This window comes from Streptomyces sp. NBC_00859, assembly GCF_045161865.1.
Lineage (GTDB): Bacteria > Actinomycetota > Actinomycetes > Streptomycetales > Streptomycetaceae > Streptomyces.
Genome location: NZ_CP108826.1, coordinates 7,148,912 through 7,170,096, shown reverse-complemented (window position 1 = coordinate 7,170,096; position 21,185 = coordinate 7,148,912). Strand labels below are relative to the sequence as shown.

General features: G+C 70.1%; 17 protein-coding genes. 13 read left to right on the top strand and 4 right to left on the bottom strand.

All coding sequences use genetic code 11. The features are described from left to right. Positions 1 to 76 precede the first annotated feature (76 nt). Positions 77 to 799, top strand: coding sequence for a TetR/AcrR family transcriptional regulator (locus OG584_RS31570; RefSeq protein WP_405782920.1), 723 nt, complete (start codon positions 77 to 79; stop codon positions 797 to 799). 229 nt (positions 800 to 1,028) lie between these two features. Then, the gene (locus OG584_RS31565) at positions 1,029 to 3,803 is read left to right on the top strand and encodes an NPCBM/NEW2 domain-containing protein (protein ID WP_405782918.1); all 2,775 of its coding nucleotides are present in this window, start codon (positions 1,029 to 1,031) and stop codon (positions 3,801 to 3,803) included. A gap of 718 nt (positions 3,804 to 4,521) precedes the next feature. On the opposite strand, the gene OG584_RS31560 is transcribed toward OG584_RS31565, so the two are convergent. Next, positions 4,522 to 6,150 carry a class I adenylate-forming enzyme family protein gene (locus tag OG584_RS31560; protein ID WP_405782916.1) on the bottom strand — a complete coding sequence of 543 codons (1,629 nt, stop codon included), beginning with the start codon at positions 6,148 to 6,150 and terminating at the stop codon, positions 4,522 to 4,524. 455 nt (positions 6,151 to 6,605) lie between these two features. Here OG584_RS31560 and OG584_RS31555 point away from each other — a divergent pair, with 455 nt between their 5' ends. The 3 genes from OG584_RS31555 to OG584_RS31545 all read left to right on the top strand — a co-directional run bounded on the left by OG584_RS31555 (position 6,606) and on the right by OG584_RS31545 (position 9,159). After that, positions 6,606 to 7,268: a maleylpyruvate isomerase N-terminal domain-containing protein gene (locus tag OG584_RS31555; protein ID WP_405782914.1), complete on the top strand. Its 663-nt coding sequence runs from the start codon at positions 6,606 to 6,608 to the stop codon at positions 7,266 to 7,268. Between the two features lie 159 nt (positions 7,269 to 7,427). Further along, entirely contained in the window at positions 7,428 to 8,807 is a 1,380-nt protein-coding gene (locus OG584_RS31550; RefSeq protein ID WP_405782912.1) for a ferric reductase-like transmembrane domain-containing protein, read from the top strand. A gap of 67 nt (positions 8,808 to 8,874) precedes the next feature. Beyond that, the gene (locus tag OG584_RS31545; RefSeq protein WP_405782910.1) at positions 8,875 to 9,159 is read left to right on the top strand and encodes a hypothetical protein; all 285 of its coding nucleotides are present in this window, start codon (positions 8,875 to 8,877) and stop codon (positions 9,157 to 9,159) included. A gap of 67 nt (positions 9,160 to 9,226) precedes the next feature. Here OG584_RS31545 and OG584_RS31540 read toward each other — a convergent pair whose 3' ends face one another. Beyond that, the gene (locus tag OG584_RS31540; protein ID WP_405782909.1) at positions 9,227 to 9,625 is read right to left on the bottom strand and encodes a VOC family protein; all 399 of its coding nucleotides are present in this window, start codon (positions 9,623 to 9,625) and stop codon (positions 9,227 to 9,229) included. 100 nt (positions 9,626 to 9,725) lie between these two features. Between OG584_RS31540 and OG584_RS31535 the strand changes: the two genes are divergently transcribed. Then, positions 9,726 to 10,778, top strand: coding sequence for a helix-turn-helix transcriptional regulator (locus OG584_RS31535; RefSeq protein WP_405782907.1), 1,053 nt, complete (start codon positions 9,726 to 9,728; stop codon positions 10,776 to 10,778). A 198-nt stretch (positions 10,779 to 10,976) separates the two neighbouring features. On the opposite strand, the gene OG584_RS31530 is transcribed toward OG584_RS31535, so the two are convergent. Further along, positions 10,977 to 12,992, bottom strand: coding sequence for a hypothetical protein (locus OG584_RS31530; protein ID WP_405782905.1), 2,016 nt, complete (start codon positions 12,990 to 12,992; stop codon positions 10,977 to 10,979). A gap of 255 nt (positions 12,993 to 13,247) precedes the next feature. Between OG584_RS31530 and OG584_RS31525 the strand changes: the two genes are divergently transcribed. The 6 genes from OG584_RS31525 (at position 13,248) to OG584_RS31500 (ending at position 18,719) form a co-directional block, all read left to right on the top strand. After that, the gene (locus OG584_RS31525; protein WP_405782903.1) at positions 13,248 to 14,264 is read left to right on the top strand and encodes a substrate-binding domain-containing protein; all 1,017 of its coding nucleotides are present in this window, start codon (positions 13,248 to 13,250) and stop codon (positions 14,262 to 14,264) included. Positions 14,265 to 14,275: 11 nt separating this feature from the next. Further along, positions 14,276 to 15,283: an ABC transporter permease gene (locus OG584_RS31520; protein ID WP_405782902.1), complete on the top strand. Its 1,008-nt coding sequence runs from the start codon at positions 14,276 to 14,278 to the stop codon at positions 15,281 to 15,283. Beyond that, complete coding sequence (locus OG584_RS31515) at positions 15,280 to 16,176, top strand: ATP-binding cassette domain-containing protein (protein ID WP_405782900.1); 897 nt, start codon at positions 15,280 to 15,282, stop codon at positions 16,174 to 16,176. Before OG584_RS31520 ends, OG584_RS31515 begins: the two co-directional genes overlap by 4 nt. After that, positions 16,173 to 16,862: a nucleoside/nucleotide kinase family protein gene (locus OG584_RS31510; RefSeq protein WP_405782899.1), complete on the top strand. Its 690-nt coding sequence runs from the start codon at positions 16,173 to 16,175 to the stop codon at positions 16,860 to 16,862. Before OG584_RS31515 ends, OG584_RS31510 begins: the two co-directional genes overlap by 4 nt. Before the next feature lie 9 nt (positions 16,863 to 16,871). Beyond that, complete coding sequence (locus tag OG584_RS31505; protein ID WP_405782898.1) at positions 16,872 to 17,903, top strand: LacI family DNA-binding transcriptional regulator; 1,032 nt, start codon at positions 16,872 to 16,874, stop codon at positions 17,901 to 17,903. Between the two features lie 174 nt (positions 17,904 to 18,077). Continuing rightward, a complete protein-coding gene (locus OG584_RS31500; RefSeq protein ID WP_405782897.1) occupies positions 18,078 to 18,719 on the top strand; it encodes a hypothetical protein in 642 nt (213 codons plus the stop codon). 153 nt (positions 18,720 to 18,872) lie between these two features. Here OG584_RS31500 and OG584_RS31495 read toward each other — a convergent pair whose 3' ends face one another. Continuing rightward, positions 18,873 to 19,886 carry a GlxA family transcriptional regulator gene (locus OG584_RS31495; protein ID WP_405784383.1) on the bottom strand — a complete coding sequence of 338 codons (1,014 nt, stop codon included), beginning with the start codon at positions 19,884 to 19,886 and terminating at the stop codon, positions 18,873 to 18,875. A 196-nt stretch (positions 19,887 to 20,082) separates the two neighbouring features. Here OG584_RS31495 and OG584_RS31490 point away from each other — a divergent pair, with 196 nt between their 5' ends. Then, on the top strand, positions 20,083 to 21,108 hold the full coding sequence (locus OG584_RS31490) for an NADP-dependent oxidoreductase (protein WP_405782895.1): 1,026 nt from the start codon (positions 20,083 to 20,085) through the stop codon (positions 21,106 to 21,108). The last annotated feature ends 77 nt before the right edge of the window (positions 21,109 to 21,185 follow it).

Sequence of the window (21,185 nt, the reverse complement as noted above, 5' to 3'; positions counted from 1 at the left end):
CTGCCTTCGCCTGCCGCAGCCACATGGAAACGCGCCGGGTCTTCCCGGGTCAACGGCGTTGACATAAGGTCTGCGCATGACGGATCGGAGTGAGCGGCAGGCCACCGCAGGGGTGCGGCGACGCCGTACCAAGCAGGGCACGATGCTCTCGGAGGCGCTGATCGTGGAGACCGCGCTGCGGCTGATCCGGCAGCACGGCGCCGAGGCGCTCACGGTGCGACGGCTGGGCGCGGCCCTGGGCTCGGATCCCAGCGCGCTGTACCGCTACTTCCCCAGCACGGACGGACTGCTGCTGGCTGTCGCCGACGAGCTGATCGGCCAGTCCTACGCGGGCTGGGTCCCGACCGGGGACTGGCGGGCGGACCTGCGGGAGCTGGGGCTGCGGATGCACGCCGCCTACCAGGAGCACCCACAGGCGGCGGCGCTGGCGGCGCACCGGGTCACCGGGCGGCCGCACGAGGTGCACGCGGTCGAGTCGATCCTCGGCGTACTGCGGCGCGGCGGCTTCGCGGACCAGGAGGCGGTACGGATCTACCACCTCTTCGTCGACACGGGTCTCGCCTTCGCGGCGCAGGACGCGAGCACCGCCGCCCTGCCGCCGGAGGCGCGGGAGGCGGAGCGGCAGGTCTGGCGCCGCACCTACGCGGTACTGCCGGCCGCCACCCACCCCAACATCGCGGCGACAGCGCGGCTGCTTCAGACGGAGATGGACCACAGCGCCTATGCGCAGAGCCTCGATCTGCTGCTGGAGACCGCGGCCCGGCGTCTCGCCGCTGCGGACAGCGAGCGCCCCACCTGAACGATCGGGCCCGCACCTGTCCCGACTCGCAGTCGCCCAGGCCCTCGTGGCAGTGATCCGGTGCGAACTGTGGACAACAAATGCCCAGTGTGGTGGCATGCATCCCGCTCGCCGTTTCCCGGGAAAGCAATGGAGAGACAGGGACTCATTCGTCCGGAAGACCGGGCGGCAGCAGTCTGACAACGTTGTCAGTCATCAGTAGTCCCTCCCCCACTGAAGGGTGGCAACAATGCACCGCGCAGGCAGACTTACCCCCATCTGGGTGCTGGCCCTGCTGGCCGCACTGCTGGCCGTGAGCAGTCATCCGGCACAGGCGGCCCCCGCGACGTCGATCGGCGTGGACGGCAGCCGGAGCGGCCGGACGTTCGACGGTATCGGTGCGATCAGTGGAGGCGGCGGTAACTCGCGTCTGCTGACGGACTATCCGGCGGCCCAGCAGTCCCAGATCCTGGACTACATGTTCAAGCCCGGGTACGGCGCGAACCTCCAGCTGCTGAAGCTGGAGATCGGCGGGGACGCCAACTCCACGGACGGCTCCGAACCCTCGATCGAGCACACCGAGGGAAAGATCAACTGCGATGCCGGGTACGAGTTCTGGCTCGCCGAGCAGGCGAAGAAGCGCAACCCGGACATCGGGCTGTACGGGCTGGCATGGGCCGCGCCCGGCTGGATCAAGGGTGGCTTCTGGTCCACGGACACGATCAACTACCTGATCTCGTGGCTGGGCTGTGCCAAGCAGCACGACCTGAACATCAAATACCTCGGTGGCTGGAACGAGCGCGGCCACGACGCCCACTGGTACGTGCAGTTGCGCGCCGCGCTCGACGCACACGGGTACTCGGGAGTGCAACTGGTCGCGGACGACAGCGGCTGGAGCACCGCCGACGACATGGCGAAGGACCCGGCATTCGACAAGGCCGTCTCGATCCTCGGCGCGCACTACTCCTGTGAGGGTGGTGACGGGGGCAGTGCCGACACCTGCTCGACCACCGAGGCCGCGAAGGCCAACGGCAAGCCGCTGTGGGACAGCGAGAGCGGCTCTCAGGACATGAACACCGGTGCGCCCGCCCTCATCCGCGCCATCACTCGAGGCTATATCGACGCGAAGATGACCAGCTACTTCAACTGGCCGCTCCTCGCCGCCGTATATCCCAACCTGCCCTACCACACCGTGGGTCTGGCAACCGCCGGCTCCCCCTGGTCCGGCAACTACTCCATCGGGGCGAGTACCTGGGCGACAGCGCAGGTCACACAGTTCACCCGGCCCGGCTGGAAGTTCATCGACAATGCCTCGGGCTATCTGGGTGGCAAGGAGTCCAACGGCACGTACGTCACGATGAAATCACCCAACGGCAGCGACTACTCGACGGTGCTGGAAACCACCACGGCCACCGCGTCCCAGACCGCCGATTTCACTGTCGGGGGCGGCCTCTCGACCGGCCCTGTGCACGTGTGGGCCACCAACGTGAACTCTCCCGATCCGTCGGCGTCCCTCGTCCACACCCAGGATCTCAAGCCATCGGACGGCTCCTACTCCCTGACCATGAAGCCGGGTTACGTCTACACCGTCACCACTACGACGGGCCAGGGCAAGGGCACCGCGACCGCGCCACGACCGCATGCCCTCGCACTGCCCTACTCGGACTCGTTCGAGCAGGACGGCGCCGGCACCGAAGCGAAGTACCTCTCCGACATGCAGGGCTCCTTCGAGGTCCAGAAGTGTTCGGCCGGACGGAAGGGCAAGTGCGTACAGCAGATGGCCCCGACGAAGCCCATCGAGTGGCAGGACGACAGTGACGCGTTCACCCTGGTCGGCGATCCGGCCTGGAAGAACTATTCGATGCAGTCCGATGTCGAACTGGCCAAGCCCGGCACCGTCGAGCTGATCGGACGTGCGGGCACCCAGAACCGGCCGCAGTCGCACCAGCAGGGCTACTGCTTCCAGATCAGTGACACCGGTGCGTGGACGGTCTTCAAGAGCGACGCGGACGGCAAACACACGGTGCTGGCCAAATCTTCCACGACGGCGCTCGGCACGGGCAAGTGGCACCGGCTGGGCCTGTCCTTCAGTGGCTCCGCGATCACCGCATCGGTCGACGGGACGGACGTGGGGGTGGTGCACGACAGCAGCTACTCCGAAGGGCAAGGGGGCCTGGGTCTCACGTCGTACGACACGGACCAGTTCGACAACCTCTCGTTCAAGCCCGTCCCGGCCGCGGCCCCCTCGGCTTCGCTGGCAGTGACACCGTCGGTGAAATCGGTCCGGCGCGGCAAGTCGCTGAGCGTCACGGCAAAGGTGTCGGTCCCGGCCCACGCGAAGGCCGCACAGGGCGTGAACGTCACTCTCGCCACACCCGACGGCTTCGTGTACGACACCCAGGCGCAGGTGTTCGGGGCGATCAAGCCCGGTCACAGCGCCGTCGCCACTTGGCAGTTGACCGCGCCCGCCACCAAGGCGCAGACCGCGAAGCTCACTGCCACCGCCACCTTCGCCCAGGGCGGAGCGGCACAGTGGTTGCGTCAGGACGGTGAGGTGAAGGTGGTCGACCCGCCGCCCCCGACGGGGGTCACCGACGTAGGTGACATCGACTTCCTGACATCGACGAACGGCTGGGGTCCGGTCGAGCGCAATGAAGCGGTGGGCGGCGTCAATGCCGGCGACGGCACGCCTCTGACCATCGACGGCACGGTGTACCCCAAGGGCCTGGGCACCAACTCGGTCAGCGACATCTCCGTCTACCTCGGCGGCAACTGCTCGAAGTTCACTTCGAAGGTCGGTAACGACGACGATGCAGGCGCCTCGGGCACGATGACGTTCAGCGTGCTCGGCGACGGCAAGACCCTGGCGTCGACGGAGACGGTCGAGGGAGGTGATCCCGTGCGGCAGATCACCGCCGATGTGAGCGGCGTGCAGACTCTCGACCTGGTCGTGGGCGACGCAGGGGACGGCAACGCCAACGACCATGGGGACTGGGCCATGCCCAGCCTTACCTGCTCCGGCTGAGTACGGGCCGCCCGGCTGCGGAGTGCTGCGAGCAGCTGCGGCCGGGCGGCTTCCCGTGCTTGGGCCGACGGCCTCTGCGCTGCCGGTGGCGCCACGGTCGCCCTTGTTGGTGTTCTGCTCACGGGATGCGGTACCGGCGGGGGGGAACGGTGACAAACGGCCCAATGGGTCCTCGGCGTCACCGTCCGCACGGTCATCCCAGGAACTGCGGGACGCCGCTCCCTTCTGTGACGGAACCGCCGCTCCGGGCGCCCTGCAGGTGCTGTTCGGCGGCGGCGGCCAACTCCCCGGTGGCGGCGGCGTCCAGTACGTCTCGTCACGCTCCGACGGCACTTCGCGTTCGGCAACCTCGCGTGAAAGGCCGAAGTACGCCGACGGCCGTCGGAAGAGGCTGATCCGGCCGGGCGACAGGGAGGACCTGTCCGGTCGTGCGTACCCGGTGGAGCAGGTGTGTACTCACCGGGTCCTGCTGAAACCGGTGAACCGGGGACGGCTCGGGGGGATCGGCAAGTGGCGCGCCCGAGGGGAAGTTCCCCTTGAGAACGACGACACCTGGATCATCCGCGAGCACACGCCGTACAGCGCGAAGTACCGGGGCCGGACGTACTCGGTGTCGGTGAAGACAGTTGCGCGGCCTTCGCCCGGCCTCACGGCACTGAGGCGGATCGCCGGCATTCCCTCCCGGCAGGCTGTCCGCGCCTGCCGGGAGGAGCGGCGCCTACGACGTGACGCCGAGGGCCCCGCTCGTCCACGCGGCGCGCAGCGCCTTCTTGTCCACCTTGCCGACCTTGGTCGTCGGCAGCTGATCCAGCAGGACCGTCTTCCGGGGCGTGTACAGCTCCCCCAACTCGGCGGTCACCGAGGCGCCGACCGCAGCCGGGTCGACGTCGGTGCCGTCGGCCGTGGCCAGGAAAATCTGTACGGCCTCCCCGTACTCCTCGTCGGGGATGCCCAGTGCCGCGGCGTTGCGCACACCGGGCAGCGTGAGCAGGAAGTCCTCCAGGACCCGGGAGTAGACGTTGTCGCTGGTGCTCCCGGTGACGATGATGTCCTTGGCCCGGTCGACCAGATAGAGGTACCCCTCGGCGTCGAGGTAGCCCATGTCCCCGGTGCGCAGCCACCCGTCATGCAGCGCCTCAGCGGTGCGCTCCGGGTCTTCGTAGTAGCCGAGCATCACCGTCTCGCCCCGGACGCACACCTCGCCGACCTGCCTGGTGGGCAGCGCCACCGCGCTGTCCTCACCACGGATCTCGATCTCGGTGTTGGACATCGCGCGGCCGCAGCTGCGCCAGAGCTCGGGCCGCTGGGCTCCCTCCGATGCGAGATCCTCCGCGCCGAAGGCAGCGATACCGAGCGCCTCCGACTGCCCGTAGCCCTGGCTGAGCACGGGCCCGAAGACCTCGACCGCCTGCTGCAGCCGGGTGGGCGACGAGGCCGCGCCTCCGACGGCGATCCGCCGGAGTGCGGGGAGGGCCCCCGGCTCACATGCCGGGTGGTCGAGAACCGCATACAGCATCGGCGGTACGAACATGGTGGCGGTGATCCGCTCCTCGCGCAGCACCGCAAGCGCCGCGCCCGCTTCGAACTCGGGCAGCACCGCGAGGACGGCCCCTGTCACCAGCGCCCGGACCGCGGTGAGATGACCGCTGCCGTGAGTGAGCAGTGTGGCGGCGAGCACTCGCTCCGTGCCCGGGTCCGTGGTCGGGAAAACCGCCGGCCGGGAGTCGTGCAGGATGCCCTCCGCCAGGCCAATGAGCGCGTCATAGAGCCGGTGGCTGTGCGCGGCGAGTTTTGGACGGCCCAGGGTCCCGCCGGTGTAGAGGACGGTGACGGCTTCGTCCGCTCCCGGGGCGGGCGCTCGGTCGGGGCGCACCGCAGGGCACCCGGCCTCCAGCGCCAGCAGATCGGCACACCGCTGCGCACAGGGCCCGAGACTGAGCAGCGCCGGCGCGTGGACGCTGTGGCCGGCGGCAGCGGCGGCCCGGTCCGCGAAGAGCGGGTCGGTGACCACGGCGCGCACCCGGGACTGCTCGACCAGCGCGGCGAGCTCGCCGGGCCCCGGCTCGGGCGGCAGGAACACCACGCGGCAGCCGATGAGGTGGACCGCGAGCTGCACCAGGACGGAATCCACCCGGTTGGCCAGGAACAGTCCCACCCCGTCGCCGGGCGCGAGCCCCTGGCGGCGCAGTGCGTGCCCCAGTCGGAACAGCCGCAGCCGAGCCTCTCTCCGGGTCAGCCGCTGCTCACCCTGAACGAGCGCCTCGGTGTCCTCGTCCTTGTGCCAGTGCTCCAGGATGTGGTCTATGTACGTTCGTGGTTCTTCTGTTTCCGATGCATTAACGATCATGAACATATGCAAACATGGCGCTCACGAGCCGTCGCCTTACGGGGGGCTCTTTCGGCCATTGCCCGGCTGGGTAGCATGCCCCTGCCCGGGACGGGCGGTCGGCGCTCGGTAGGTCGTGATTCCCGGCTTCCATGATCCGTCCGGAGTCAGGACACCGGCTCGACCGTCGCGTGCCGCAATGTTCTGACGGTGTGCCACAACGACGCCGATGCCGGAGGCGCCGCACACGCACGGCACCGACCTGACCGCGGGTGAACCCCGTCCGGCGGGCGACGGCCCCCTTACGGACAGCACCACTCACCTCCCCGATCGCGTCTTCGACGGCGTTGTCTCCGACGGCATACGCGCCTGCCGGACTTCGCGCGAGGGGGGACCGTCACGGGGTCGCCGCGCCGGCGCGCGATAGTTGTTACGGAGGCGAGTCTGTTGTCGCGCGAAACGGGTGGGAGAGCGGAGTGGAACCAGTCAGTGTTCTGAATTCGGCGTACGCGGCGTTCGGGAGCGTGGTGGGCTCGCTCGGGGACGAGGAGTCATGGCTGCCGAGCGGGTGTGCCGGGTGGGCCGTGCGGGATCTGGTCTTTCACTGCCTCGCCGACGCACAGCGAGGGCTGGTGGCTCTGCACACGCCCGCTTCGGGCCCGGCGGACCGGGACGCCGTCACCTACTGGGCCGACTGGCAGCCGGACACCATCGGGGCGGCGAACGGGCGGCGCTACACGCGCGTGTGCGCCGGCATGTTTCTGAGGTTCGAGCAGTTGCGCGGGCTGTACCTGGAGACGGCCGCCGCTGTCACCACGGCGGCGGGGCGCGCCGATCCCCGGTCGTTCGTCACCACTCAGGGGTATGTGCTGACCGCAGGAGATGTGATGGCGACGCTCGCTGTTGAGGCCACCGTCCACCACCTGGATCTGGTGGCGCATCTTCCGTCGGCCGCACCGCCGGCGGAGGATGCTCTGGGCTGTGTACGGGCCACGCTGGACGGCCTGCTGGGCCGTCCCGTACCGCTGGAGTGGAGCGACCAGCAGTATGCGCGGGCCGCCACCGGCCGGCTGCCTCTGAGCGCCGGCGAGAAGGAACAGCTCGGTACCGACGCGGAACGGTTCCCCCTGTTCGGATAGCGGCGGACCCGAACACCGGCAGGGCCGGAGCTGTGGTTAATCGCCGCTGAGCTCTTCCTTAAGGGTGCCTCAAGGCTGGTCGGCACCGCCCTGAACTGGGCGTTCAAGCAGACAGTGGCGCATAGCGTGGGTGCATCGCCCCCACCGTAGGAGCCCTGGATGACTGTCCGTGTGCCACGAGCGCGCCCCCGCCACCGTATCGAGCCGGTGCTCAGTACGGCCCCGCCGCGGCTGTCACCCCACACGTGCGGCGTGGCGATCGTGGCGGGTGCGGGCGCTGTCGCGCTGATGTGGGGTGCGCAGGCGCAGTTGTCGGCACGGCTGGACGCGCTGTTCGCCACGGGGGCACATCTCGCGGGGCTGCTCGGGGCCTACGGAGTCGTCGTCATGCTGCTGCTGATGGCGAGGATCCCAGCCGTGGAGCACGGCGTCGGCGCGGACCAACTGGCGCGCTGGCACGCCTGGGGAGGGCGGCTGGTGTTCACCTCCATCGCCGTGCACATGGTGCTGGCGCTGTTCGCCTACGCCGCCTACCGGGATATCGATGTCATCACGGCGGGCGTGGGGCTGCTCGGCTACCCCGGACTGGCGGCCGCTGCCGCCGGCACTGTGCTGCTCCTTGCCGTGGGCGTCACTTCGGCCCGCGCGGTGCGCCGCCGGATCAGCCACGAGAGCTGGCGGGCGGTACACCTGGCCACCTACCTCAGCGCCGCGCTCTGCTTCGTCCACCAGCTCGGCGGCCCCGATGTGGCGGGCGGGGGGCCGTTCGCCGTCTGGTTCTGGTCGCTGCTGCACGCCCAGGCCGCAGTGCTGCTGGTCTGGTACCGGCTGGTGGTGCCGGTCCGGCGCGCGCTCCGCCACGATCTGCGGGTCTCCCGGGTGCGGGCCGAGGCGCCGGGCATCGTCACGATCGAGTTCACCGGGCGCTTTCTGGATGAACTACAGGCGGAGTCGGGGCAGTTCTTCCGGTGGCGCTTCCTCACCAGACGGCTCTGGCGCACCGCGCTGCCCTTCTCGCTGTCCGCGCCGGTCCGCGACGACCAGCTGCGGATCACCGTCAAAGCAGCGGGCGACCACTCCCGGCGGGTACGCCGGATCCGGCCGGGCGTGCGGGTGATGGCCGCGGGCCCCTTCGGCGCGCTCACCGCACACCGGCGAAAGCGCCGCAAGGTGCTGCTGCTCGCCGGCGGGGTCGGGATCGCTCCGCTGCGGGCCCTGTTCGAAACCCTGCCCGGGGGCCCCGGCGACCTGACGCTGCTCTATCGTGCGTCCAACCCCGATCTCCTGGTCCTGCGGGAAGAGCTGCAGTCGATAGCCCAGCGGCGCGGAGCCGCCCTGCACTATCTGCTCGGACCGAGCGACGCGGACACCGACCCACTCTCACGGGGCCGGTTGCGTGCGCTGGTGCCCGATCTCGCCGAGCACGACGTCTTCCTGTGCGGGCCGCCAGGTATGACGACGGCGGCCACTCTCTCCTTGCTGCAGGCCGGAGTGCCCGAAGACCGCATCCACTGCGAGCAGTTCGCCATGACGGGCTGAGCGAACGACCCGAGACGGTGTACTGAACCGTCGCTTCCGGAAGACGAGTCCAGAGGAAGGTGGCAACGTGTCCACTACGCATCCGCTGTACAGCCAGATCCCCATCCCCGTAGTGGTGCCGACGGGGGCCCGTGGGCCCCGGAGCCACCGGGCCCGGCGCTCCCCGACACTCGTACGCAGGGTGCGGGCGGCCGCGCTGCTGACCATGACGGGTGCGGCGGCCGCGACCCTGTTCTCCATCACCATCGATCCGTCGTCCCCGCCCGCCCCCGACCGCGCGCAGCCGCACTCGGCCCAGCCGGAACCCGTACCGGACGTGGTCCAGGTGGATGCCGGCCAGGGGACATGGTGAGCGGTGGGCGGTGTCGGTGACGCGCTGTGCGTCACCGCGCCCCGCCCCTCCACGGCAGGCGGACAGATCAGCGCTCCTGCCGCTGGACGGCGTCGGGTGTGACAGGCGTGAAGAAGTTGATCAGGTTCCCGTCCGGGTCACGGAGGAGGAGGGACCGGTTGCCCCACGGCATCGTCGTCGGTGTCTGGACGAACTCGCAGTCGAGGGACGTCAGCCGGCGGTACTCCGCATCCACGTCGGTGACCCGGAATTCGGTGATCACCGAGCGGTTGGCCGCGGGCCGGGCGGAATCGGAGCCGAACAGCGCAACGGTTCTGGTGGCGGCGACCGCCAGCGTGCACGACTGCGTCACGATCTCGGCGAAGTCGGGGGTCGACCATTTCGCCGGAACGGTGGTGACCGCTTCGTAGAACGCGACGAGGCGGGCGACATCGTCGGTGATCATGCGGATCGAAACAAAATTCATGAGCGGCTTCCTGTCGAAGATCGTCCGGATGGTGGGGCACTTCGAACGCTAGGACCAATACAGGACAGAATCCGCCCGGTATCCGAGGCAGAATCGTGAGGTGACCACATCGACCACTCGCGTGCTGGCCCTGCTGGAGATCCTGCAGGAAGGCGGCATCCGCCCCGTCCCCGACCTGGCCACGCGCCTGGATGTGGACGAACGCACCGTCCGCCGCTACATCGGGCACCTGCTGGATCTCGGGGTGCCCGTCGACTCGGTGCGTGGCCGCTACGGCGGCTACCGGCTCGCTCCTGGCTACCGGATGCCGCCCCTGATGCTCACCGACGAAGAGGCACTTGCCGTCCTGCTCGGTCTGCTGGCCGGACAGCGGGCCGGACTGGTCACCACGTCGGCCGCCGCGGGCGAGAGCGCCACGGCGAAACTGCAGCGGGTGCTGCCCAAAGCCCTCGGGCAGCGGCTGGAGGCGCTGCTGGAGACGGCCGACTTCACGGCGCGCCCCCGGCCCGGCACCGCACCGGAAACAGGTGTGCTGCTCGGCCTTGCCGAGGCCGCACGCCACCAGCGGCCCGTGGTGATCCGCTACACCGACCGCAAGGGCCGCAGCAGTGAGCGCACCGTCCTGCCCTACGGCCTCGTGGCCCATTCCGGACGGTGGTACCTGACCGGCGCCGACCCCGCAGGCCAGGAGGTACGCACCTTCCGGCTGGACCGGATCGCCTCCATGACCGTGCAGTCCGGCTCGTTCGTCACCCCAGCGGATTTCGACCCTGCGGCCACCGTGCTGGAGGCCCTCGCGGACACGCCCTGGACCCATGAAGTGTCGCTGCGCGTCCAGGCCGGGGTCCAGCACATCCGCAGGCACTTTCCGGCGGACATCGCGAACCTCTCCATGATTCCGGCCGCGGCGACCCCCCGCGGCGGCCCGGATCGCACCGGGGCCCCCTGCGACGGTACGGACAGTCCGGCGCCCCTTCCCGCTGACGAGGACACCGGATGGGTCCACGTGCGCATCCGTGCCGAACGACTGGACTGGATTCCCCCGGTACTCGCCGCTCTCGACCGCCCGTTCGTGATCGAACAGCCCACCGCGCTGCGCGATCTCGTGCGTGCGCTCGCCCGCCGCCTGGACGAGCGCGCGACGGTGGAATAGGCCCGATTCCTCCTGATGGCACGTCAGCTACGGCCGATGACCCAACCACCGCCGTGGAGCGGCCGGTGAGGCGCGTACAGCGGCCACCGCCGTCCAGTTGGCCCCGGAGCGTCATGCGGGCGATTCGCCCCTGGCGCCCCGGCCCGGTGTTCCGTACCGAGGGGCGCCAGGTCGGCACGTTCCGACCGCTGTTGCCCGTCAGGCCTTCGGCTCCTCCGGCGCGACCCGGCGCCGGCTCAGCCGGGGGCGCCGGCTGGGCTTCCGGGCTCCGGTGGCTGCGGGCCATGTGCCGGCGAGGGCCCAGAGGGTGAGGGCGGGAAGTTCCGTGGTGCCGCCGCCGCCGGTCATGGTGATGGCGGGGCGGGACGGCAGACAGCAGCGGGAGACGGAGAGTTCGCCGTCGTTGGCGAAGACCTCGATGGACGTACGGTCGATGAGGATTTCCGCTGTCCTGAGCGGACTCGACAGGGGCCGGCTGCCGCTGCCGTTGTCGATGCTCTGGTGACCGAGGACGACCGGAGTGCCGCGCACGTCCAGGGTGAGGACTGCGCCCTGCGGAACGGAGACCTCGATGACGCAGTGGAACGGGTCGCTGTCGCTGGTGAGTGTCACGCTCTGCCCGTCACCGATGGCGCCGCTCCACCGAATGCCCTTGGCGCGCAGACCGGTGATCTCGGCGATGGGGTTGCGGTGGAGCCGCAGCCCGTCGGCCGTCGTGCGCAGCGTCAGCTCGGCGGGGAAGGTGATTTGCTGGTTGAAGGGCATGTCGGGGTACGAGCCGTCGCGCATCCACGCGGCCTGGATGCGCCGGCCGTCACCGGTCCCGGTGTTGTTCCAGGTCTGGGTGGCGTAGAAGTTGGGCCCGGAGTCGGCGACGTACTGACTGGTCTCCTCGGTGAAGCGGGTGCCGTCGAAGGAGCCCAGGGTGTACTTCCCGTCGCCACGGACCAGGACCCACTTGGTATTGCCGGCGTCGCCGTCGACGGGCAGCTCGAAGAAGTCGGGGCACTCGAAGCTGTCGTCGACAGGGTGGCCGGTGTCCGTCCAGTTCAGCAGGTCGGCCGAGGTGTAGATGTGGTACTTGCCCTCGCCGTAGAGGAACATCACCCAGTGGTCGCCGGGTGCGTACCAGAAGACCTTGGGATCGCGTTCGGGCGCGACGAGTACCGGGTTGTTCTTGTAGTGCGTCCAGGTACGACCGCGGTCGAGGCTGAAGCACAGACAGTGGCTCCGGTTGTCGTTCCGGGACCAGAAGGCGACCATCGGCGGGGTGCCGTCGTCCGGGGAGAGACCGGAGGTGTTCTTGTAGTCGACCACACAGGAGCCGGACTGCACACCGCTGTCCAGGCTCTCCTCCCAGAAGGCCGGCTGGAGTTCGGTCCAGTGGACCAGGTCCTCGCTGACCGCATGGATCCAGCACTTGTTCCAGCGCTGGGCGAAGAGGTGGTACTCGCCCTCGTAGTAGATGAGACCGTTGAGGTCGTTGAGCCAGCCCTCCTGCCGCTGCCCCGGGTTGAGCCGGTCCATCACCCACTGCCGGGCGGTGAAGTGGAACTGCGGCCGCCACGTCTCGCGATAGAGCGGCTGGGTGGTGACGGGGAGGCGTTCGGGCTGGTCGGTCTGGGTGATCCGGTCCACGTTGACGTGTCCCCAGTCGCCGGCAGCGGTGTCGACCAGCTCGACGTGCGCGGTCCTTCCTGCCCACCGGCGTACGTCCCAACTGGCCTCGGCGAGCGCGTCGCTGTTGCGGCCGGTGGCGCTGCGGACGATCTCTCCGTCGACGACGAGGTTGAGACAGGTCACCCGCTCATAGTCTCCGCCGCCGATACCGAAGGCGATGTAGTCACGCTGAACGCGGAAGCCGGGTGAGGCGACCGTGCCCGTGGGTCCGTCGCCGTCCCGTTCGCTGGAGGCGACCCCGATGCCGCGGTAGTTGCTGATCTCCAGCTTGCGCAACAGCTCGTCACCGATGGCGGGTCCGGTGCCGAACGCCGAGCCCGACGTGCTCCAGTCGCCCCAGACCCGGGACTCGAAGTCGTTGATGACGATGTCGGTCCTGGCCGACGCCGTGGCGGCATGCGCCGCAGCCCGGTCACCGAGAGCCGACCAGAACACGGCGCCCGCACCAGCACCGAACGCCGTGCGGAGTACGGCCCGGCGGCCGGGCCCGGTGGGAGTGGTTGCCTGTCGTTCGGTTCGGGGATCGTTGCGCATGCGGTTTGCCTCCAACGCCTCGTCGATCGGGACGCGTCAGATGGTTGCCCCGTGGCACACGAATGCGCAATGCATTGCGCAAAGATTTCTCGACCGAGTCGGAACCACGCGCCCGGAACACCAACCACCGCTGAAAATGGGGCGATCGGCATCGCGCAAAGTATTGCGCAATGGCTATGCAGACGGGTTTCGGCCGGGTAATTTGCCGTGCACCGGTCAGGTCGAGGGCGACCCGGCCACTGAGAGGAGCAGCTCATGGGACAGGTACGTGCACCCGCCCGTCTGGCGACGATCGCCGCTGCGGCGGCCCTGGCCTGCCTTGCCGCCGGGTGCAGTTCCACCAAGTCCGGCAGCGGCGACATCGGTGCGGGATCCGGTGGCAAGGCGTCCGTCGGGCTGGTGACGAAGACGAACAGCAACCCGTACTTCGTCAGGCTCCGCGAGTCGGCGAAGGCCGAAGCCGGCAAGCGCGGGGCGAAGCTGATCGCGCTCGCCGGCAAGTTCGACGGGGACAACCAGGGGCAGGTCGACGCCATCAACAACCTGGTCGCACAGAAGGTCACCGGGATCCTGATCACACCCAGCAGTTCCAAGGGCGTCCTCAACGCGATCGCCGCGGCGCGGCAGAAGGGCATCCTCGTCATCGCGCTGGACACCGCGACCGATCCCGCGAGTGCGGTCGATGCCACGTTCGCCACCGACAACCAGGCTGCGGGTGTGACGCAGGGCAAGTACGTCAAAGCCGCACTCAAGGGCGCCAAGCCCGACGCCGTGCTCCTGGACGGCACCCCGGGCTCCTCCGTGGACGACCTGCGGCACAAGGGATTCCTCGAGGGCTTCGGGGCGGACGGATCGCCCTCCGCGGTCAAGGGCACCGCGGTCACCAACGGCGACCAGACCAAGGCACAGACCGCCATGGAGAACCTGCTGCAGCGTGAGCCCGGCGTCAACGCCGTCTACACCATCAACGAACCCGCGGCGGCCGGTGCCGCCCAGGCGCTGGCCTCGAAGAAGGGTGTGGTGATCGGCTCGATCGACGGGTCCTGCACCGGAGTGCGCAACGTGGCCGCAGGCAAGTTCGCCGCGACCGTCATGCAGTTCCCGGAGAAGATGGCGAGGATGGGCGTCGACGCTGTCGCCGACTACACCAAGGACAAGGCCAGGAAGCCGAAGGGGTTCGTCGACACCGGATCGCAGCTGATCACTGACAAGCCGGTCGGCCAAGTGGCGTCCAAGGACACCGCCTGGGGCCTGAAGAACTGCTGGGGTTAGGAGAGATGACGGTGACATCCACGCCGACCGCCTCCCCGGCGACCCGGGCGAAGCCCGTCCTGTCCCGGGGCGCGGCCGCACTGGCCCGAACCCCCACGTCCGGGCCGCTGGCTGCGCTGGTCGTGGCGGTGGCCGTGTTCGCGCTGACGACGGACACCTTCTTCAACACCGACAACGCCTCCCTGATCGTCGAGCAGTTCCTGGTGATCGGCACGCTGGCGCTCGGCCAGACACTGGTCATCCTGACCGCAGGGATCGACCTGGCCAACGCCGCCACCATGGTGCTGGGCACGCTCGTCGTCGCCCGGCTCGGCCAGGAGACGATGCCCGCGGCTCTGGCGCTGGTCATCGGCATCGTGATCTGCACGGCCGTCGGCGCACTCTCGGGCACCCTGGTGACCCGCCTGAAGCTGCCCCCGTTCATCGTCACCCTGGGGGTGCTCAGCATCCTGACGGCGGTCAACCAGCTGTACGCGAACGGCGAGAGCTTCACGGTCCCGTCCGGCATCCTGACGTGGCCGGGCACCCGCTCCTACTTGTTCGGCCGGATCGAGGTGACGTACGGCATGGGGGTCATGCTCGTGCTCGCGGTGGGGCTGTGGTTCGCCCTGACCCAGACCTCCTGGGGCCGCAACATCTACGCCGTGGGTGATGACGCCGAAGCCGCCCGGCTGACCGGCGTCCACGTCCGCCGCACGCTGCTGAGCGTGTACGTGCTGGCCGGCTTCATCTACGCGGTCGCCGCCTGGCAGGCCCTCGGCCGTATCCCCAACGCCGATCCCAATGCCTTCCAGACCGGCAACCTGGAGAGCATCACGGCCGTCGTCATAGGCGGCACCAGCCTCTTCGGGGGCCGTGGCAGCATCACGGGCACCGTCCTTGGCGCCCTCGTCGTCACCGTCCTCGCCAACGGCCTCACCCAGGCCGGCATCGACAGCCTCTATCAGCAGGTCGCGACCGGCGTCCTGGTCATCGCGGCCGTCGCCGTCGACCGCATCGTGCGCGGGAGGACCGCATGAACACCGAGCACGCCCCACAGCCGTCGCCCCGCGGGGCCGGCGCCGACTCCGGAGACGTGATCCTGCGGGCCACCGGACTGGTCAAGAGGTACGGCAACGTGGTCGCCGTCCGGGAGTCGGACTTCGAGCTGCGCGCGGGAGAAGTCCTCGCCGTCGTCGGTGACAACGGCGCCGGGAAGTCCACCCTCATCAAGGCCCTCACCGGTGCCGTCGTCCCGGACGCCGGCACCGTTGAACTCGACGGCCGGCGAGTGCACTTCACGGGCCCGAGCGACGCCCGCGACGCCGGCATCGAAACCGTCCACCAGACCCTGGCGGTCGCCCCCCAGCTGGACATCGCGAGCAACCTCTTCCTCGGCCGTCCGCTGCGTCGCCCCGGGTTCCTCGGATCGACCCTGCGCATGCTGGACCACCGGACAATGCGCGCCCGCGCCGCCGAGCAGCTCGACCGGCTCGGTATCGCCACCGTCCAGGACATCACGCAGCTCGTCGGCACCCTCTCCGGCGGACAGCGCCAGGCGGTGGCCGTCGCCCGCGCCGCCATGTTCGGCACCCGTGTGATCATCATGGACGAGCCGACCGCCGCCCTGGGCGTACGTGAATCCCGCCAGGTGCTCGGCCTGATCAACCGCATCCGGGACCGTGGCGTGCCCGTGGTGCTCATCAGCCACGACATGCCGCAGGTCTTCGAGGTCGCCGACCGTATCCATGTGCACAGGCTGGGCCGGCGCACCGCCGTGGTCAGTCCGCGGGCGTGCTCCATGACCGACGTGGTGGGGCTGATGACGGGCGCTCTGCGCCTGCAGCCGGACGGTTCCCTCACGGAGAACGCCGGACACCCCATGCCGCACGACTCCCCCGCCGGCCCCGGCACCACGAAGGCGGCGCAGTGAACCCGACCAGCGACGGCACCGACCAGGAGCACGAGTCCGCACTGCTGTACCGAGGCACGTCCCTGTCCCAACTCGCCGACCGGGCACTGGAACTGGCCGGCGCGCCGGGACGGACACTGATCGGCATCGCGGGAGAACCCGGGTCGGGCAAGTCCACGCTTGCCGAGCGGCTCCTGACCGCCATCGGCCAACGCCGGCCCCACTTCGCGACGGTGGTGTCGATGGACGGCTTCCACCTCGCCCAGCGAGTGGTCGAGGAGCGCGGACACGGTGCGCGCAAGGGGGCCATCGACACCTTCGACGCCGAAGGCTTCCTCGCAGCCCTGCAGCGCGTCCGCCGGGAGCGGGCTGGCACCGTCTGGTGGCCGGAGTTCCGGCGGGACCTCGAAGAGCCCGTCGCCGGCGCACTGGAGGTCGCCCCGCGGCACCAACTGGTCATCGTCGAGGGGAACTTCCTGCTGGCCGCGCAGCCGCCCTGGCACCGGGTCAAGGACCTGCTGACCGAGACATGGTTCCTCGACGCCGCCCCCGGGGCCCGGCGCGAACGCCTCGCCCGCCGCTACATCCACTACGGCTTCACCCCGCAGGCCGCCCATGCGAAGACCACCGGTGTCGACGAGAGCACCAGCGCCCTCATCCGCAGCAGCGCGAACCGGGCCGACCTGACTCTCACCGAAGCCCGGTAGGGTGCGGACATGGCAGGCAGAACTCCCCGTCAGACACCGACGATGTCCGATGTCGCCCGCCATGCGGGCGTATCGGTCTCCACCGTCTCGCACGTACTCAACAAGACCCGCCCCGTCGCCGACGCCACCGCGCGCGCCGTCCTCGACGCGGTGGCTCACACCGGTTACGTCCCGGACGCGGTGGCCCGCGCGCTCGACAACAGCGGCTACGGAACCATCGGCCTGGCCATGTCGGCCCTGTCCAACCCGTACTTCAGCAATGTCGTCCACGGCATCGACCGGCACGCGTCGGCCGCCGGCTACTCACTGCTCCTCGCGGACACCCACGACGTGCACGACCGGGAGGTCAAGGCTGTCAGCGAGCTGCTGCGGCGCCGCGTCAGCGCCATCATCCTGGCCCCGTCGGGCGATGGGTCCACCGCCATCCACTACGCCCGTCAGGTCGACATACCGATCATCGTCATCGACCGCTTCGTCGCCGCCCCGGTCGACCAGATAGCGGTCGACAACGTCGAACCCACCGCGGTGTTGGTCGAGCATCTGGCGTCGCTCGGACACACCCGCATCGCGATGCTCACGGGCCGCAAGGGCCTGTCCACCACCACCGAACGGCTCGCCGGCTACCGAACCGGTCTCGCTCGCAACGGGATCGGACCGGACGCGTCGCTCGAAGCCGACGGGGACTCAACCGAGGATGGCGCGGCGCAGGCCGTCCGCCGTCTCCTGAACCTCCCCCGGCCTCCCAGCGCCATCGTGGCCGGGAACAACCGCATGACCATCGGCAGCATGCGCGCCCTGCGCGACGCCGGGCTGAGCGTGCCTGCCGACATGGCCCTCGTCTCCTTCGACGACTTCGAGTGGGCGGACCTCTTCCAACCGAGGCTCACCGCCATCGCGCAACCCGCGCTGTCCATCGGCGAGCAAGCGGTGGAAATGGCGCTCGCCCGTATCCGCGACCCGGAACTGGCGCCGCGCAAGGTCACCATCAACCCCGCGTTCACCCACCGCGAGTCCTGCGGGTGTCCCTCCCGGACCGGCTGACCCGGCGTCGCGTGCAGGGGCGCGTCGGCACCACGAACGCGTCGGTCGTCCGGGACATCTTCACATTCACATGCGGAGTCGTTGATTCATACATGTGAAGGAACTCGTCGGGAAGACGGTCGCGGCAAGGGCCGGTAGACACCGGCCCGTCACGGACCGCACCCAGGGGAGACGATGACCGTGGACACGGGCGGGGACAGACAGCGAGGCACGGCACACGGAGCGCCCGCCGAGCCCGAGCCGATCGACTGGCAGGCCGAGCGGCACTGGAACGACCGGCCGTGGGTACAGGTGGCACTCGCTCTCGTGATCGCAGGCGGAGTCGCGGTCGTGCTGAACGTGCTGCTGCGCGACGCGTGGGGCCGTTCGAGCGGCGGCACAGGGGGATTCGGTGGCTTCTGCGCAGCGTTCGCCGGGTTGTGGAGCGCCCGGCGTGTGCGGCGGCAGGTTGCCGAGGAGTCAGGGCTGAGCCCGTGGCAGGTGCCGATTGTCGGTCGATGGCTGCGCAAGGGCCGCGTGCCGGCGGACCCGAAGGCGCGGCGGGCGATGGCCGCTCTGGCACGGCAACAGCGGCGGGCGTCGCAGCGGAGCCGTTGGTCGCTGCCCGTCCTGATGACTCTGTTCGCGGTGGGGGGTGTCGCCCTCCTGGCGACCGGGTACTACGCCTTCGGTGCGTTGCTGCTGGCGGGCGACCTGTTGCTGGTACCGGCACTCGTCTCACAGCGACGCACCATCGAGCGACTGCCCCGCATCGAAGAGCAGCTCGCAGCGCCCCAGGAAGCGACTCCGCCACCACCGCCGGCCGCCGGTGTCTGATCAGCCGAACCGGCTCCGGCAGGGCCCCGGCGGACGGTTACGGCAATACCGGCCGGGGGCGAGGCGCTGCGTGGCCGCGGTCCGCGCACCGGTCCGGCGGACGAACGCTGTACCCGTCGTCGCTCCCGGCGCACCGGGAGCGGCACTGGTCCGTCACTGAACGGACTCCGTCACCGGTCGTCCTCCGGCCTTGTCCGCGGCCGCACCCGAGGCACGGAAAGTACGCCGGTACGCCGACGGGGCGACCCCCGCTTCCGCCGCCAGGTGTCGCCGCAGCGAGGTGGCAGTGGCGAAGCCGACCTCGTGGGCGACCCGTTCCACGGGCAGGTCGCTGGACTCCAGCAAGTGCCGTGCCCGCCGCAGCCGCTGCTGGGTCAGCCAGCGGACGGGGCTCAGACCGGTCTCGTCCCGGAAGCGCCGGGCGAAGGTACGGGTGCTCATCGCGGCGTGGGCGGCCAGCTCGTCCAGCGACAGAGGCAGCTCCAGCCGGTGCAGCGCCCAGTCGCGGGTCGGCCCGGTGCCGGTTCCGCTCGTCGTCGGCAAGGGCCGCTCGATGTACTGCGCCTGCCCGCCGTCCCGGTACGGCGGCACGACGCAGCGCCGGGCGACCTGGTTGGCCACCTCGCTGCCGTGGTCCCGGCGTAGCAGGTGCAGGCAGACGTCGACGCCGCTGGCCGCCCCGGCGGAGATCAGCACGTCACCGTGATCGACGAAGAGCACGCCGACATCGAGCTCGACCTGGGGGAAGAGCTCCTGGAAGTGGTCGGTGAGCGCCCAGTGGGTGGTGGCCCGGCGCCCGTCCAGGAGCCCGGCGGCGGCCAGCAGGAAGGCACCGGTGCAGATGGACACCAGACGCGTTCCGGGGCGGATGCGGGCCAGCGCGGCGAGGGCCTGCGGATCGGGGGCGGCGGCCGAGGCCCGGGTGATCGCGTACGGAGGGATGACCACGGTGTCCGCTTCTGCCAGCACCTCGGGACCGTGCCCGGGGGTGACAGTCAGGTCCGAGTCGGTACGCACGGGATGCCCGTCCACGCCGGCGGTCAGCACCTCGTAGCGGCCGTCGGCGGATCCCAGGACCCGGTGCGGGATGCCGAGCTCGAAGGGGTAGACGCCGTCGAGCGCAAGGACGACGACCTTGTGGGCGCCGGGCCTCGGGTCCGGGCGCATCCAGCGGTCCAGCTCGGCCGCTCGGTCGGCGATCACACGGGAACGCTCGTCGGACGCGGGGGTGGAGGCGGCGGGAGGGCCGAAGGTGGTGCCCGGAACACAATGGGCGGCAGGAGCTATGGACATGGCAAGAATGTATCGGATACTGACGTTCCTGCCATCGCCCCGGACCGCCGCGTACCGCGAGGATCGAGGCATGACTTCGACGGACACCCCTGAGAACCCCACCTCCCCGACCCCGGCGCGTGCCACGCGGTCCCCGGCCCACGCCGCCCCTGACGGCGCCCCTGTGATGCTCGCCCTGCACCAGACAGTCCTCGGTGGCCCCGAGGTCCTGCGGCTGACCGAGCTTCCGCGGCCCGTGCCCGGCCCCGGTGAGATCCTCGTCGCCGTGCACGCGGCCGGGCTCAACCCCACGGACTTCAAGCACCGCGCCCTGACTCTTTTCCTGCCGCCCCCGCCACTGACACTTGGCTGGGACGTCTCCGGCACCGTGGTGGAGACCGGCTACGGCGTCACCCTCTTCCAGCCCGGCGACGAGGTGTTCGGCATGCTGCCCTACCCGTACGGGGCCGGCTCCCACGCCGAGTACGTGACCGGCCCCGCCCGCGCCTTCGCCGCGAAGCCCGCCGGGATCGATCACGTCCAGGCGGCCGCTCTGCCGCTGGCCGCACTCACCGCCTGGCAGGCCCTGGCCGAGACCGCGGGCCTCCGGGCCGGGCAGCGGGTGCTGATCCACGCCGCGGCCGGCGGTGTCGGTCATCTCGCCGTACAGATCGCCAAGGAGCGCGGCGCCCACGTCACCGGGACGGCGAGCGCCCCCAAGCACGAGTTCCTGCGCGGGCTCGGCGCGGATGTCTGCATCGACCACCGCTCGGAGGACTTCACCGACACCGAGGAGCGCTACGACGTCGTCCTCGATGCCCTCGGCGGTGAGACCGCCACCCGTTCCGTGAGCGTGCTCCGCCCCGGCGGCGTCCTCGTCTCCCTGTTGCCGGGCGCCGAGGACACCCGGGCCGCTGCGGAGAAGAACCAGGTCCGTGCCGTCACCCTGCTCGTCGCACACGACCACGCCGGGATGCGCGCCGTCGCCGAACTCGTCGACCGCGGCAGCCTGCGCGCCCACGTGTCCGGCACGTTCCCCCTCGCCGAAGGCGCCCGAGCCCACGCCCTGGGAGAGACGGGCCGCACCACGGGCAAGCTGGTCATTACCGTGCGCTGACACGGGACGGTCCGGGAACGGCGTCGTCCGGCCGCACCATCCGTTCCGGCTGCCCGGAGAGCTCCGGCAGCCGGAAC

Excerpts from the sequence above, each read along its gene's own strand:
- OG584_RS31570 (WP_405782920.1), top strand. The coding sequence starts at position 77 with ATGACGGATCGGAGTGAGCGGCAGGCCACCGCAGGGGTGCGGCGACGC.
- OG584_RS31565 (WP_405782918.1), top strand. The coding sequence starts at position 1,029 with ATGCACCGCGCAGGCAGACTTACCCCCATCTGGGTGCTGGCCCTGCTG.
- OG584_RS31560 (WP_405782916.1), bottom strand. The coding sequence starts at position 6,150 with ATGATCGTTAATGCATCGGAAACAGAAGAACCACGAACGTACATAGAC.
- OG584_RS31550 (WP_405782912.1), top strand. The coding sequence starts at position 7,428 with ATGACTGTCCGTGTGCCACGAGCGCGCCCCCGCCACCGTATCGAGCCG.
- OG584_RS31540 (WP_405782909.1), bottom strand. The coding sequence starts at position 9,625 with ATGAATTTTGTTTCGATCCGCATGATCACCGACGATGTCGCCCGCCTC.
- OG584_RS31530 (WP_405782905.1), bottom strand. The coding sequence starts at position 12,992 with ATGCGCAACGATCCCCGAACCGAACGACAGGCAACCACTCCCACCGGG.
- OG584_RS31525 (WP_405782903.1), top strand. The coding sequence starts at position 13,248 with ATGGGACAGGTACGTGCACCCGCCCGTCTGGCGACGATCGCCGCTGCG.
- OG584_RS31515 (WP_405782900.1), top strand. The coding sequence starts at position 15,280 with ATGAACACCGAGCACGCCCCACAGCCGTCGCCCCGCGGGGCCGGCGCC.
- OG584_RS31505 (WP_405782898.1), top strand. The coding sequence starts at position 16,872 with ATGGCAGGCAGAACTCCCCGTCAGACACCGACGATGTCCGATGTCGCC.
- OG584_RS31500 (WP_405782897.1), top strand. The coding sequence starts at position 18,078 with ATGACCGTGGACACGGGCGGGGACAGACAGCGAGGCACGGCACACGGA.
- OG584_RS31495 (WP_405784383.1), bottom strand. The coding sequence starts at position 19,886 with ATGCGCCCGGACCCGAGGCCCGGCGCCCACAAGGTCGTCGTCCTTGCG.
- OG584_RS31490 (WP_405782895.1), top strand. The coding sequence starts at position 20,083 with ATGACTTCGACGGACACCCCTGAGAACCCCACCTCCCCGACCCCGGCG.